Source organism: Clostridium sp. LIBA-8553 (assembly GCF_057782465.1).
In genome coordinates this window covers 1,245,366-1,259,855 of sequence record NZ_CM173489.1, presented here as the reverse complement: position 1 = coordinate 1,259,855, position 14,490 = coordinate 1,245,366, and the positions used below count along the sequence as shown (strand labels likewise).

Genomic DNA, 14,490 nt, shown 5'->3' with positions numbered 1-14,490 from the left:
TTATATTAATTTATTTTTTAATTTATTACAAAATTCATAATTAAGATTATAATATGCACTTCTAGTCATAGTTTCTTTAAATAAAGTTTCATAGCTTTCATCAATACGACATAACAATGGTCTATCTTCATAAATACTACATAAATTCCCTATTAAATATTTACATACACCATCTCCATTATGAAGTTCATCATATATAGGTGATTTATTTAAATTTCTGCAGCATTCTCCACATTTATCACATTTAAACATTATTCAAACACCAACCTATTCTTCTTATTACTCATAAAACTGTCAAAATCTCCTTCCCAGGGTATCTTTACTCCTATTTTATTTAAGATATTCTTCATCTTAATATTTAACTCTTCTTCACTTTTTATATTTTCAATTTCAAGAGCAAATGAATAATATAATTCTGTTTCTTCACGAAATTTCTCAATATCAATACTCATAAGCTCTGCTGCATACTTATCAAAATATTCAGCTTGTTTACGATAATAGTTAATTTCTGTAGTTAATATATCTAAACTATTAAGCTTACTAACTAATTTATTCATAATCTCACTTCTATCAAAGAAGTATAATAATGAACAACTCATAATTCCTGTAACAAAGGTTCCACAGAATGTTTTAACAACATCTCCAACTCCTGGTATTGCTCCTATTGGTGTTTTTTCTATTGCCTCGCTAAAAGCTGTCCCCATAACAATGCTTGCTCCTGTTGCAAGTATTTTTACCATAGCACGCATTCTTTCTCCAAACTCTAAGTTATCAGGGTTTATAAATAACACCTTTGCAGCTTGAACAAGAGACGCATATGTCTGCCTAATTATTTTCACAACATTTTTAGCTGTTGTAAAAAATATATTGCATAGTGTAGTAGTAATGCTTGAAATAGCTCCCGAAAATATCCCTTCTTTAAATTTAGCAAGTAATTCTTTGTATTTTTCTTTTGCATTTTCAAATCCACGCTTGATCCCGTTTCCAATTGATGTTAATAGTTCTGAAAAATCAAAACAACCACTTAAATTATTAAATTCTTCTTTTACTGTGAACCATACTTCTGTAAATACAAATCCAAGAGCTTGTTTAAATCCCATCTTTATTCCAACACTACTAGCAGAAAAAGCTACGTCTTTAGCAAATTTTGGACTTGTATAATATGTCTTTGCTATTTTTGCCTCAGTTGCCTTTCTTACTTTAGCATCTTTTTCTTTCATTTGTTTTTTCTCTTGTTCAGTATACTCATATCCTTTCTTTTCTAAAAAATCATCCATAGTATCTGCTTTTTTAGTTCTATTAGTATGAGGATTAGTAACTTGTAGATTTTCATTGCTATTTGCTAAATCTGCACCATTTATATTTGCTAAAATCCTTCCTCTATCTTCATGAATTTCTTTAGCTGAAATAACATGATCTAAATCGCTTTTATCATTAGGCCCAATACTTTTACCAGTATATGCATCTTTTAATTTACCTTCTTTTTTATCTTTACTAATTTGCTTGTTTTTTTCCTTATAGTCTTTATGACTGTGATAAAGATGTGAATCATACTCCCCTCGGTTTTCATAGTCTGCTTGATTTCGTTTATTTTTATAATACATTTTTTCATCTTTGCCTATTTTACGAACATTATTTATAGTATCAACATCTCCACCATGTTGGTCTTTCACAATAAAATCTAGTCCAAATGAAGTTATTAAACTTTCAACAATTACCCTTTCATATTGCTTAAAAATACTGTCCATAACATTTTCATTTGGATCTGGATAAAAAGTCGATTCACAATCACTAATGTATAAATTGCTCATAATATTTACTCCTTTAATTTTTAATTTTGCTTATATATATTATTTTCTCTAAATTACTTCCTATATAAATGAAAAACTCTAATATTTCTGTCTCAGTTTTTAATTGTATAAACTAATCTTAAAAATAATATATACGATTTTCATATATAAAAATATTATATTCCACTTTTACCCACATTCCTCTGATAACAAATTACATTCTTATAATAATTAAAAGTTAAACAACCCTTATAATTTACTACCAAATAATAAAATTTGTTTTTATATAAAGTTTATTAGCATTTTTTATTATAATTACTTCTTTATTATATTTTACTATATATAACTATATTTGTTGATAATAACAATAAATTACAACTTAATTTTTCTATATTATATTCTTTATATATCAATATTTAAGTTGAACTCCTTAGATATAGTCTTTCATAAACTTTGTACAAAATATTGTATCTGGAGTCTTGAATAAGCACATGGGGAAAGGTGTATGTCTCTACTCTTTTTATGCTTCTATACCATTCTGTTGACTTTAATATGTTTATTGAACTTTTCATCTTAATACCCTTGTTTCTAAGTTCTACTATATATTTTAAAGCATTCATTTCTTTATTTAATATTATTAATGTTTCTTAACTTTACATAATTTCTTAAATTACTTAAAGCAAACTACAGTTTATATTTATGTATTTTTAATTTTATTGCTTATATAAGTCTAATGTTAAATTCTATTTATTATCTCAGGATATTGCTTTAAACAATTTAAGAAAACCTTAGAATTAGCGCTAAAATTGAAAATGAAAATAAAGAAATTCTTTGTGCCTTAAGATCAAAAGATATGTCTCTTCCTAAGCCCTGGGAATTCCCAGGTGGAAAAATTGAGGAAGGAGAAACTTTAGGTTAAGCTATAGTTAGAGAAATCAAAGAAGAATTAGATTGTGACATAGAATACATATCTACATTTAATGATAATACTCATGAGTATGAAAATGTTATAGTTAACTTAATTACATTAAGATGTAAGCTTGTCAATGAAACACTAAAAGCTAGTGAGCATACAAAACTTATATGACTTCCAGTAGATTACCTTGAAACTCTTTCATGGGCTCCTGCTGTAAAGCAATTATTAGATCAAAAGTAAAAATCTCTATATCAAATAACTTTTAACAAAGCTTACCAAAATATTATGAGAATTAACAAATAATCTGTTCATATTTTGGTAAGTTTTATTATTAAATATAAAAATATTTTCCTTTTAAAAATATTGATAAATATACAAATAGAAAATTGCTCCTATTTTTACTCTTATAATAAAACAACTTCTTTTATCACTATTAAACTCCTTTCAGTTAATAGTATATTAATTTTACACATATTAACATTTATTTTCTACTATTAACATCAATATTCTATAATCTCAAATTTAAAACTTTCTGTAATTATTCTCCTTATCTAAAGAGTAGCTTAAATCTCTATCTGTAGTACTAGTTAAATGATTTCTACCTTAATAAATCATTAAATAAATATATTGCTATATATATTAATCTCAAAATATTATTAGACTATTTTACTAACTATAGTTTTAGTTAAAAAATTATAGTTTAAAACCCCCTCACTCTCACTTAATATGGTAAAAATGCTAAAATAATATAAAATTTATTTTTAAGGAGAAATTTAAATGAAGCCACTAGATAATTTTCAAAGTGAAATCTTAGATTTAAATAATGCAAAGAAATTTTTAAGTGAAAAACAGTTTAATAATTTTAGGGCAATTAGTGATTGTTCAAAGGTTACATTGTTAAGAGAAGTGTTAGAAAAACCAATAGAAAATTGGAATGAAGTAACAGAGTTATACTTTAGATCAAAATGGGCTAATCTGTTCAACAAACTATATTCTAATAAGAAGATATGCGTTTTAGAAGTTGCCTCTGGTGATGCAGATATTATTCCTCAAACATTATCAATTTCAAATCCGTACTCTTATTACATTGCTGCAAATATGAATAAAATTTTAAATGAAAGCCTTATTAGAAAAACTAAAGGACTAAAAATAAATTTAGAACTTATTGATGATGATGCAACAAATATAAGGAATCATATTGAAAATGGTAAAGTTGACATAATAGCTTTTCAACATGGAGTAAATGATGTACTTCAAGCAATGCTTTGTGCCAATAGTAATATTGATACCGTTAATTGTCAGTGGTTAGACCTTTTACCCCAAATGATTGAACTAATAAAAAAAGAAATTGAAAATAATACTTTTGAAGAAACTTTAAAGAACAATTTTATTAAGTTTGTTAATGAAATAGCCTATACATTAAAAGATAATGGAATTATTGCAATTAACCACTATATGTTTGATCTGGATTTGAGGTTAGGTTACCCTATAAATATATTCGAAAATCTAATAGATATAATAAGGGAATGGTTAAAAGAAGATTCTAACTTTGAAGAAATTTCTTTTGAAGACTTTAATAATCACTGGTGGATCTTTTTAAAAAAGAAAATCTAATATACATTATCACAATAAAAAGAAATGAGGTGTGAAATGAAAGTTAATTTTAGAAGATTCAATAATACTTACTACAATGTAGTCTGTGATTTTTTGATTGAAATATCTAAAGATAATTGTAGACACATTAATTAGAATTGGGCTAGATGGGAATGGATGTTTTTCCATCCAGAATTTAACCGAGACTTAATAGATAAAATTGGATTATGGTTTTTAGGTGAAAAGTTAATTGGTTTAGCAACATATGATCATTATTTAGGTGAAGGATCTTTTGTAACCAAAGAAGGCTTTGATGAATTAGAAAAAGATATATTAGAATATACATAAGTAACTTTTAAGTTATTATTTTAAATCATTTAGTATATGGCACTATTTTAGTTTAGTGTTGATTTATAGTTAGTTTATTGATATTCAAATATAAACTTATAAAAAAATAGATAGGCTAATTAGCCCATCTATTTTTACTTTCTTTTCTTAATGCTTTTACTATAGTTAATGATTATCATTTAAGCTTTTTTATATTCTCTATATTAAAAATCCTTCTATATATAGTTGCTGGTGATTCTGGATTATCTTCTGAAATCTGTAAGTACCTAAATGGCGTATGTATATCTAGCAAGATAGGAGCTAAGGCATTAATTCTATTTTCTAGGTTCTTTACAAGATCTAATTCTCTATCATAATCAAATAGTAAATTTCCTAACTCATTGCTTGCAAAGAATTCATAATAACTATCAAAATTCTCGAATTCCTCATAAAGGTTATCAATGATTGTCCAAGCTTCATTTTCAGATAATAATCCTGTGCAATATCCCATTTTTACAAGATGAACTACTCTTGCTAAGTCAAAGCCTCTTACCCATCCCTTAGTTAATAGATTTTGGCTATTTGAATCAATAATCTCTAGAGCTCCTACTAAATAATTTACTATTTGTTCGTAGCCATCTTCACTTTTACCCTGATCACCATAAATCTTATTAAATGTTTCTGTTCTCTTTATATTTTTTGGAGTAATATCTAGATTTTTATGTACTAACTCACAATAAAGACTTATTTGAATATTAGCATACTGAGAATTAGTGCCATCAAGTAAGTAATTCATCTGCTCTAGTAATTCATTTTTATTATTTATTGCCCAAGAATCCCTTAATGCACTCTTAAAGAGTTTTCTCTTTTTATATCTTTCAGTAAACTTTATGGATGAATCCAAACTTAAGTAGGCTTTCATAACCATTAACCACTCAGTTTCCTTATCCTCTTCTTTTCTTATAAGCTCACTTAATTCTGGTGCGTATGGATAAACACTTCCCATTGATAATACCTTTAATCTCTCAATACTATCTGGAATAGTGCTATCATTATGTAACTTATTTTTTAAATTTTCTCCTGCAGTTGACACCATGGCTCGTCCTCCTATATTTATGTTTAAGTCTTTATAAAATCTCTAAGTATATTAAATGTTAAATCTTGCCTATGAGTTTAATATTAGGTTTTAACTAGCCATTCAAAACCAATTTAATTTCTCATTAAAAATCAATACTACTTTAAAAGAAAGTCTACTACATCATAAAAAAATAGCTTTTTAGATTTTCTAAAAAGCAATGCTAGTTTAAAGCAGAGCCTAAATGTAAAATAGTTTAGTATCTTTTATGTTTTATATGGTCCTAAATAATAAAAGGTACTTTCTATATTACAAATTGATAAAGCCTAAATACATCATTGATATAGCCATATGATTTTTATCTAAAATAACTTATTTTTAAATGTAGATAAATCTTTTAGTTTGTCCATTATTTCTATCTATAAATCTTTAATTCCCTATTAACATTATATAGCAAAATTGTTAATAAAGTAATAATATGTTTTCTTATTGTATTTTTAGTTTATATACTTAACTCAGAAAAGTTTATTTTTTAAGTTGATTTCAAAAAATGGAATAATATAATAAAATTAAATAAAACAGATATAAAACTTAGGAGGTGTGTTATGGATAAGCGTTTTGCCTTTAATGAGGATGCTATAAATTATGACAAGTGGAGGCCTAACTATTGTGAAGAATTGTTTCATGATATTATGGAATATTCAAAACTAGATGGGCATAAAAAGGCGCTAGAAATTGGGATTGGTACTGGACAGGCTACTCTTCCCTTTCTTAAAACTGGATGTGATTTAACAGCTATTGAACTTGGAGAAAATCTTGCAGAGTTTTCAAAGAATAAATTTAAAGACTATAAAAACTTTACTATACACAACATTTCCTTTGAAGACTTTAAGTGTAATGCTAACACTTTTGACCTTATATATTCTGCCACTGCTTTTCATTGGATTGATGAAAGCGTAGGTCATCCCAAAGCTTTTAACCTATTAAGACCTAATGGAACTTTAGCATTATTTTGGAATAAACCATTCATAGGACGTAAAGATGATGTGTTGCACCAAAAAATTCAAGACATATATGGAAAGTATAAACCTTCAAATACTAAGCCTATAGAAAATGATGAAAATCATTATAAAGAGCTTTTAGAAAGGCTAAAGAAATATGGATTTAAAGATGTTAAACTCAAACTCTATCACCAAACTAGAATCTTTAATTCCTGTGATTACATATCTCTATTAAGTACCTATTCAGATCATAGAACCATGAATCCAAAGATAAAAGAACAGTTTGAAAAAGAGATTAGGCAAGCTATTTTAGAACATAATAATTCACTAAAGGTATATGATACCATGGAACTCTATTTATCTAGAAAATAATTCCTTGGACTTTGTTGCAGATAATGGTTGATTTTATCTAACATTCTAAATCAACTTAAATTTATTCCAATTTTTAATTTATCTAGTAGTTTAAAAATACTTAATTAAGAAAACTCTTTACTCTTAGTATTTTTACTAAGAGTAAATAAACTTTAATATTATTTAAGGCTTAGTATAATAACACATGTTCCAAACCTTAAATAAAAAGTTATACTAAAAAACTAAAGTTTAAACACAGTTACAAAAAAACATATTGCTGTAACAAAGGATAATGGAGTCATGACATACTTCTCTTTTTTGCTCCTAGATATTAAATTCATAATAGTGTTTAAAGATAAATAGAAAGCAAAAAATAATCTAATATTACATTACCTATCCAAATATAGCCAATAAGCTCTTTGTTAATTGGCCTAAAGTTTGATCTCAATTGTAATTATGATAAAATAAACTTTGAGGTGAAAGTTATGAAGAAAACAGTAAAAGTAGTTGGCGCTATAATTGAAAATGAAAACAAAGAAATTCTTTGTGCCTTAAGATCAAAAGACATGTCTCTTCCTAAGCAATGGGAATTCCCAGGTGGAAAAATTGAGGAAGGAGAAACTTTAGGTCAAGCTATAGTTAGAGAAATTAAAGAAGAATTAGATTGTGACATAGAATACATATCTACATTTAATGATAATACTCATGAGTATGAAAAAGTTATAGTTAACTTAATTACATTAAGATGTAAACTTGTGAATGGAACACCAAAGGCTAGTGAGCATGCGAAACTTATATGGCTTCCAGTAGAATACTTAGAAACTCTTTCATGGGCTCCTGCTGATGTTCCAGCTGTAAAGCAATTAATAAGTGAGAAATAAAAAAAACAGGAGATTTCTCCTGTTTTTCTTAATTATAGAACAGTTTTTAACTAAATAAATATATTGTAAGAATTTATAGCAGTATATATCCCATAATAACTGACACAACTATCATCAATAAAGCTGCACCTGTTGCTAACAAAAATTTCTGATATGGTCTTTTCCCATACTCTTGATTTTTCTGAAGTTCGTCCATATTTTTTCCTTCTAAAAAACCAAGAATTTCTCTATAAGTTTGAATATCAAAATTCTTTTTATGCTTTTCAACTCGAATAGCATAATACATTGATCCTATAGCAATCAATCCCCAAATTCCAAATCCAATATGCCCCATGAATCTTCCAAGTGGAACAGGTAATAAAAGAGTACATAATAACAATATACTAAAAATATTACTATCATGTTTAAAGTTATCAATGTCCTCTGATTTAATTTTTTCTTTCATTTCTTCAAGGTCTCCTTTAATCAATATGTCAAGAGATACATCAAAAAGAGAACTTAGCAATAATAAGCTTTTCACATCCGGATAGTTTTTATTGTTTTCCCAGTTTGAAATAGTTTGACGAGATACAAATATCTTTTCAGCTAATTCATCCTGTGAAAACTTCATTTCTGTTCTATATTTTTTTATTTGTTTTCCAATCTCCATACAATGCCCTCCTGCATAATTAGTCTATAACCTCGAGTGAATTTTTACCATCAAAAGCATTTGATATTGCCCATTTTAGGTATGTCAAAAGTATTTGACATCCTACAAATGGCTATTTTACTGGCTTATTGCTTCTCAGTTATTTTTTCATTTACCTAGAAAGTAATATATCTTATTGTTACTTAGAAGCGATTTTTGGGGTCGCTTATTTTATTTCATCCCAAATTACTTTTTAATAATATTGATTTATATAAAGTAAAACTTACCTACAAATATTTTCTTGATAGTCTTTTATATTTTAAAAACTCATCTTCTATATATTTTTCATACAATTCTTCTTTACTATAGAATATATCCAAAAAGCTATCTTTCTTTAAAGCATCAGCTTCATAAATCTTATCTATTATTAAAGAATCCTGTTTTTTTAATAAAATAGCTTCATATGTAGTTTCTTCTTTGTTAACTTCATCACTACCAATAATATTAAAAGTTCTATTATACTTAAATAAAACCTTTAATCTATTTTCATCATCTTCAAAGATTTTTTGTAACCCAACATCAAACTTTATATTTTCCTTTTCTTCATTTTCTTTAATATTTAATAGAAACTTTGTACTGTATATATACATCAATTCTCCGTGATCTACATTTATAAATCTTGATGATGATACTATTTCATTAAATTCATTTACATCAATATACATGTTTTCAAGCATAAAAAAATTTTCAAAAAAGTTTTCTACTCTTTCATCTAAATTTTTATCTTCAACCTCTTTCCATTTCCTATCTTCATTATTTAAATACATATTAAAACCTACTATGGTTGATATCATTACTAAAGCAATTATTGAAATAAAAATATTCCCACCTTTAAGTTTTTTACTCATCTTTTCACCCTCAAAATATTCCTTTAAAATACCCTTTTTTAATTAATGTAACTGTTTTTTTTAGATTGTTTTCAACCTTTTTTTCATACCAACTTAATTTTCAATAGTTTTTTTTCTATTCAAAATCAAAACTATTCAACACTCTTTAAAATACAGCCTAATTAATAATATCAAAACACCTAACTGTAAACAATTAACACAAAGTAAAACTTACTTAAATATATCAAAAGTTAATACTATTTATATAAAACTAATATTGATACTTATTTGAAATATAATAAAAAAGAGTAATTAAAACTAAACTGAAACCTATCTAAAGTACATTTATAAAAAAGGCTATTTAGCTAAACTGAAACTTATATAAAAAATACTTGTAAAAAGAGTCTATTTATAAATTCTGAAATCTAAAAATAAAGTTATTGAACTTAAACTATAAATTAAACAAAAAACCTCCAACATTAAATATGCTAGAGGTCTTAGATTATTTTTTATTTTCTAATAATATATCTAGTGAAGTTAAAATAAATTTTAAAGCTTTATATAAGGAAACCATGAATAATATGCTCCCTATAACCAAACCAATAACTCCTAATATTAATACTAACCAAGATATATAGAATCCAATTTCAGATGTAGTTTGAGAAAATGGTGCAATGATCCTACAAAATGCTGAAATGAATAATATAATAATTGATGTTTTAAGTTTATTTAATATAATAGTAGAGTTCTTCACACTTAATTTTTCACTCATTCTAAATCCCCCTATCAATAAGTTATATATATGCTTTTGATTATATTTTACATTATAAGGAATTAATTACAATATAAAATACATAACTGGTCATTTATAATGTGCAACTGAAAAAATCATAAAAAAGTTTTAGACTGTATAATAGTGCAAAAATACTTTAATAATTTTGTTAAACTATAAAATTGTTCAATAAAATTACACTATTGTAGATATTGCTTTAATTATTAAGCAAATAATGTAAAGAAAAGTTCCTTAACTACATTAAAACTTACTGTTAAGGAACTCTACATTCTACACATTTTCTTATATATTCAATTATCCAAGTTTAATAAAAATCTCAATTACTTATGATAAAGTTAAATTTACTGTTCTTCTTTAACATCAAAGCGATCTGCATTCATTACTTTATTCCATGCAGCTACAAAGTCTTCTATGAACTTTTTCTCATTGCCATTACATGCATATACCTCAGCAACTGCGCGAAGTTGTGAATTTGATCCAAATATAAGATCAACTCTTGTTGCTGTCCATTTTTCCTTACCTGTTTCTCTATCAAAGCCTATAAATCTTTCTTTACTTTCAGGTATTGCTTTCCAAATTGTATCCATATCAAGAAGATTTACAAAGAAATCATTTGTAAGACATTCTTTCCTATTTGTAAAGACTCCATCCTTGGATTGTTTATAATTAGTGTTTAACACACGCATACCACCAATTAATACTGTCATTTCTGGAATAGTTAATGCTAATAACTGAGCTTTATCAATTAACATTTCATCTGATATCTCTGCATATTCATCTTTTGTATAGTTTCTAAATCCATCTGCCTTAGGTTCAAGAACACTAAATGAATTTATATCTGTTTCCTCTTGAGTTGCATCACTTCGTCCTGGAGTAAAAGGAACAGTAATATTATGCCCTGCATTTTTCGCAGCTTGTTCAATACCAACGCATCCACCTAATACAATAATATCAGCTAAAGAAACCTTCTTTTCCTTTGAATGTGACCTATTAAAATTCATCTGAATTCTTTCTAAGATATTTAAAACCTTCTTAAGCTTTTCCGGCTCATTAACTTGCCATTGTCTTTGTGGTTCTAAACGTATTCTTGCCCCATTTGCTCCTCCACGCTTATCTGAACAACGAAATGTTGATGCAGATTCCCAAGCTGTTGTAACAAGTTCTGATATTGACAATCCTGAGGCTAAAATATTTTTCTTAAGCTCTTGAATGTTCTTTTTATTAATCAATCTATAATTAACTTTTGGCACTGGATCTTGCCAAATAAAGCTTTCTTTTGGAACTTCTGGTCCAAGATACCTTGATATTGGTCCCATATCTCTATGGATTAATTTAAACCAAGCCTTTGCAAAATCCTCAGCAAATTTTTCTGGATTATTTAGATAATTCCTTGCTATTTCTTTATAAACAGGATCATTAATAAGTGCTAAATCTGCAGTAGTCATCATAGGTCTATGCTTTTTTGATGGATCATGGGCATCAACTACCATATCCTCTTCATCTACATCTATAGCTAGCCATTGGTATGCCCCTGCAGGACTTTTAACTAATTCCCACTCATATTTAAATAATGTTTTTAAGTAACCCATTGTCCAATTTATAGGCTCTGCTTTCCATGCACCTTCAATTCCACTACCTATTGTATATGGGCCATTACCAGTTTTATAACTATTTTTCCACCCAAGGCCTTGCTGTTCAATAGGTGCAGCTTCTGGCTCTGGTCCAACATATGAAGGCGATTCAGCTCCATGACATTTACCAAAAGTATGTCCACCTGCTATAAGAACAACAGTTTCTTCATCATTCATTGCCATACGAGAGAATGTTTCTCTTACATCCTTAACTGCTGCCTTAGGATCTGGGTTTCCATTTGGTCCCTCTGGATTCACATAAATTAAGCCCATTTGTACAGCAGCAAGAGGATTTTCAAGTGCTTTATCCTCTTTATCATCTTTATTACGCTCATCATTTCCAAGCCATTTTTTCTCACTACCCCAGTAAATATCCTCCTGTGGTTCCCAAACATCCACTCTGCCACCACCAAAACCAATTGTCTTTAATCCCATAGATTCAAATGCACAGTTACCTGTCAATATTATAAGGTCAGCCCAAGATATTTTATTTCCATATTTCTTTTTAATTGGCCAAAGTAAGCGACGTGCCTTGTCTAAATTCACATTATCTGGCCAGCTATTAAGTGGTGGAAAACGTTGCAATCCTTGACCTCCACCACCTCTACCATCACTAATTCTATAAGTTCCAGCACTATGCCAAGCCATACGAATAAAAAATGGTCCATAGTGACCATAATCAGCAGGCCACCATTCCTTAGAATCTGTCATCAATTTATACAAATCGTTCTTTAGTTCATAATAATCCAACTTTTTAAATTCTTCAGCATAATTAAAATCTTTAGACATAGGATTGCTTAGCTCTGAGTTTTGACGAAGAATATTAAGATTAAGCTGATTTGGCCACCAATACTCATTAGTTGTTCCTCCACCTGCTACTCCTTTACTTGATCTTCCTGTCACTGGACATTTCCTTTCTACCATAACACTATCCTCCTTACCCTTCTTATTTACCTACCTGCATACCTACTTAATTTATGTAGACATATAAGTAATATAGACTTTCTCATATAAATACTATTACATTAAATTATATAAATATATAACTAGTACTATGAGTAAATTGGAAAATAACATTGGGTAAGTTATATATATGGATTGATTTTTAGTAAAAACTGAATTTATTTATGGTACGATTCTCCATACCTTATTCTACGAAGCTTTACATTCCGTGTTTATTTCTTTTATCTCCACTAAAATATTTTCCCAAATTTCTTTTTCTTCTCCAAACTCTATATTCCCTTTACGTTCTATATTTGATATTAATTTTTCTATTTCTCTATCATCGTAAATAATTTTATTTCTTATAATATTTATCACTTGTTTTTTATGTTTATCTATATTTTTATTATCTTTTATAGCTATAATCAAATGTATTAAAACCCCAATTTCTTCATATATGTAAGAATTATAACATTTTTTATTTTCTTTCTCTAACAATGGTAGTTCTTCTATTATGTCTGAAATTATGTTATTATCTATATCATCCATGCTATTAATAATTTTCTTTTTAATTGCATAATATATTTTAGATTTTTTTATAACTACAATTAAACTTAAGTAAAAAATCCGACAACTAAAATATATAGTAATTACCAATATAATACAATGTAAAATATTGATATATACATTCTCTTTAAATAGATTTAGTATATTACTAACTATCAACATTTCTAATAATATTAAAGATGAGTTAGGGAAGTTACTATATTTCCAAATCCTATCTTTAAAAAATATTTTTTTATAAGACATACCAAGAATCCTATCATTAACTTTTTCAATTATAATTTGAAACATAGATATTGAAATAGTAGATAAAGCTATGATAATAGTATTTATATCTGTAGGCATTATTAGATCTAATCCATTATTTTTTAATAGTTCTAAAATGGATGGACCTATAATCCAACTCAATATGCATAATGTAATAAATGCTATATTTAATATAATTATATATTTTATGCCAAAAATAGGTTTATTCTCAACCAATGAACCTTTTGTTTTATTTAACCTCATACTTTATACTCCTAAATTATTTTTTTAATTTTCCATATTTTATATGCTCCGTTACTTATGGTACGGTTCTCTATATCATACTTAAATGAAATTTTTTATAATATATACTTATCGTCTTTAACTAACAATAATTATAATATGATTTATCGTTAGTTTTATCATATTTAGAATTATCTGGATCATCTATATTTATATGATTACCTCTCCTTTCATTAATCATATTTAGCAAATATGAATGGTCTCCAAACGGATCATCCTCACATACCATTTCATATAGAAATGCTAATACATTTTGGTATAAATCTATCAGTTCTTTTTCACATATTTCTAGTTTCTTTAATAACTCTACATTTTCTTTATTATTCTCAAATTTATTAATTAGTTCATCAGATTCTTTTTTTAAATCTCGTATACTTTTTTGTACCTTTGTCCCAAACTTCCTGTCATTAAGCAAATTAGGACAATATTGCCTTGTACATGGTAAATAATCCAATCTACAATATACATCATATGTCTCTTCTAACCTCAACTTTACGTTATTTATTATTGTATTAGCTATTTCGTAATAATCTTCTTTTATTTTATTTGTTTCTCTAAGTAA

At 27.0% G+C, this 14,490-nt stretch carries 13 protein-coding genes and 1 pseudogene; 5 read left to right on the top strand and 9 right to left on the bottom strand.

Annotated elements, in window-relative coordinates; all coding sequences use genetic code 11:
• Together AC2JAQ_RS05475 and AC2JAQ_RS05470 are read right to left on the bottom strand one after the other, a co-directional pair.
• Complete coding sequence (locus AC2JAQ_RS05475; RefSeq protein WP_488458292.1) at positions 1–252, bottom strand: YkgJ family cysteine cluster protein; 252 nt, start codon at positions 250–252, stop codon at positions 1–3.
• Positions 252–1,811 (bottom strand): hypothetical protein, encoded by a 1,560-nt coding sequence (locus AC2JAQ_RS05470; RefSeq protein WP_488458291.1) that lies wholly within the window; start codon positions 1,809–1,811, stop codon positions 252–254. Before AC2JAQ_RS05470 ends, AC2JAQ_RS05475 begins: the two co-directional genes overlap by 1 nt.
• Positions 1,812–2,583: 772 nt before the next feature.
• Here AC2JAQ_RS05470 and AC2JAQ_RS05465 point away from each other — a divergent pair.
• The 3 genes and pseudogenes from AC2JAQ_RS05465 to AC2JAQ_RS05455 all read left to right on the top strand — a co-directional run bounded on the left by AC2JAQ_RS05465 (position 2,584) and on the right by AC2JAQ_RS05455 (position 4,647).
• Positions 2,584–2,946 (top strand): annotated as a pseudogene (locus AC2JAQ_RS05465) ((deoxy)nucleoside triphosphate pyrophosphohydrolase).
• Between the two features lie 537 nt (positions 2,947–3,483).
• Positions 3,484–4,320, top strand: coding sequence for a hypothetical protein (locus AC2JAQ_RS05460; RefSeq protein WP_488458290.1), 837 nt, complete (start codon positions 3,484–3,486; stop codon positions 4,318–4,320).
• A 156-nt stretch (positions 4,321–4,476) separates the two neighbouring features.
• The gene (locus tag AC2JAQ_RS05455; protein ID WP_488458289.1) at positions 4,477–4,647 is read left to right on the top strand and encodes a hypothetical protein; all 171 of its coding nucleotides are present in this window, start codon (positions 4,477–4,479) and stop codon (positions 4,645–4,647) included.
• A gap of 175 nt (positions 4,648–4,822) precedes the next feature.
• On the opposite strand, the gene AC2JAQ_RS05450 is transcribed toward AC2JAQ_RS05455, so the two are convergent.
• Positions 4,823–5,722, bottom strand: a complete 900-nt coding sequence (locus AC2JAQ_RS05450; protein ID WP_488458288.1) for a DUF1266 domain-containing protein — start codon at positions 5,720–5,722, stop codon at positions 4,823–4,825.
• Positions 5,723–6,306: 584 nt separating this feature from the next.
• On the opposite strand from AC2JAQ_RS05450, the gene AC2JAQ_RS05445 reads away from it, so the two are divergent.
• Positions 6,307–7,074: a class I SAM-dependent methyltransferase gene (locus tag AC2JAQ_RS05445; protein WP_488458287.1), complete on the top strand. Its 768-nt coding sequence runs from the start codon at positions 6,307–6,309 to the stop codon at positions 7,072–7,074.
• Between the two features lie 464 nt (positions 7,075–7,538).
• Positions 7,539–7,934, top strand: coding sequence for a (deoxy)nucleoside triphosphate pyrophosphohydrolase (locus AC2JAQ_RS05440; RefSeq protein WP_488458286.1), 396 nt, complete (start codon positions 7,539–7,541; stop codon positions 7,932–7,934).
• Positions 7,935–8,007: 73 nt separating this feature from the next.
• Here the strand turns inward: AC2JAQ_RS05440 and AC2JAQ_RS05435 are convergent, their stop codons facing one another.
• From AC2JAQ_RS05435 to AC2JAQ_RS05410, 6 genes are all read right to left on the bottom strand, one after another.
• Positions 8,008–8,583, bottom strand: coding sequence for a helix-turn-helix domain-containing protein (locus AC2JAQ_RS05435; protein ID WP_488458285.1), 576 nt, complete (start codon positions 8,581–8,583; stop codon positions 8,008–8,010).
• Between the two features lie 266 nt (positions 8,584–8,849).
• On the bottom strand, positions 8,850–9,470 hold the full coding sequence (locus tag AC2JAQ_RS05430; protein WP_488458284.1) for a hypothetical protein: 621 nt from the start codon (positions 9,468–9,470) through the stop codon (positions 8,850–8,852).
• 481 nt (positions 9,471–9,951) lie between these two features.
• Entirely contained in the window at positions 9,952–10,221 is a 270-nt protein-coding gene (locus tag AC2JAQ_RS05425; RefSeq protein WP_488458283.1) for a hypothetical protein, read from the bottom strand.
• 362 nt (positions 10,222–10,583) lie between these two features.
• Entirely contained in the window at positions 10,584–12,797 is a 2,214-nt protein-coding gene (gene katG, locus AC2JAQ_RS05420; RefSeq protein ID WP_488458282.1) for a catalase/peroxidase HPI, read from the bottom strand.
• A gap of 228 nt (positions 12,798–13,025) precedes the next feature.
• Complete coding sequence (locus AC2JAQ_RS05415) at positions 13,026–13,889, bottom strand: hypothetical protein (RefSeq protein ID WP_488458281.1); 864 nt, start codon at positions 13,887–13,889, stop codon at positions 13,026–13,028.
• 121 nt (positions 13,890–14,010) lie between these two features.
• A complete protein-coding gene (locus tag AC2JAQ_RS05410; RefSeq protein WP_488458280.1) occupies positions 14,011–14,418 on the bottom strand; it encodes a hypothetical protein in 408 nt (135 codons plus the stop codon).
• Positions 14,419–14,490 lie beyond the last annotated feature (72 nt).

Coding starts and splice junctions, on each gene's coding strand:
- AC2JAQ_RS05430 (WP_488458284.1), bottom strand. CDS start 9,470: ATGAGTAAAAAACTTAAAGGTGGGAATATTTTTATTTCAATAATTGCT.
- AC2JAQ_RS05445 (WP_488458287.1), top strand. CDS start 6,307: ATGGATAAGCGTTTTGCCTTTAATGAGGATGCTATAAATTATGACAAG.
- AC2JAQ_RS05415 (WP_488458281.1), bottom strand. CDS start 13,889: ATGAGGTTAAATAAAACAAAAGGTTCATTGGTTGAGAATAAACCTATT.
- AC2JAQ_RS05425 (WP_488458283.1), bottom strand. CDS start 10,221: ATGAGTGAAAAATTAAGTGTGAAGAACTCTACTATTATATTAAATAAA.
- AC2JAQ_RS05470 (WP_488458291.1), bottom strand. CDS start 1,811: ATGAGCAATTTATACATTAGTGATTGTGAATCGACTTTTTATCCAGAT.
- AC2JAQ_RS05475 (WP_488458292.1), bottom strand. CDS start 252: ATGTTTAAATGTGATAAATGTGGAGAATGCTGCAGAAATTTAAATAAA.
- AC2JAQ_RS05440 (WP_488458286.1), top strand. CDS start 7,539: ATGAAGAAAACAGTAAAAGTAGTTGGCGCTATAATTGAAAATGAAAAC.
- AC2JAQ_RS05435 (WP_488458285.1), bottom strand. CDS start 8,583: ATGGAGATTGGAAAACAAATAAAAAAATATAGAACAGAAATGAAGTTT.
- AC2JAQ_RS05450 (WP_488458288.1), bottom strand. CDS start 5,722: ATGGTGTCAACTGCAGGAGAAAATTTAAAAAATAAGTTACATAATGAT.
- katG (WP_488458282.1), bottom strand. CDS start 12,797: ATGGTAGAAAGGAAATGTCCAGTGACAGGAAGATCAAGTAAAGGAGTA.
- AC2JAQ_RS05455 (WP_488458289.1), top strand. CDS start 4,477: ATGTTTTTCCATCCAGAATTTAACCGAGACTTAATAGATAAAATTGGA.
- AC2JAQ_RS05460 (WP_488458290.1), top strand. CDS start 3,484: ATGAAGCCACTAGATAATTTTCAAAGTGAAATCTTAGATTTAAATAAT.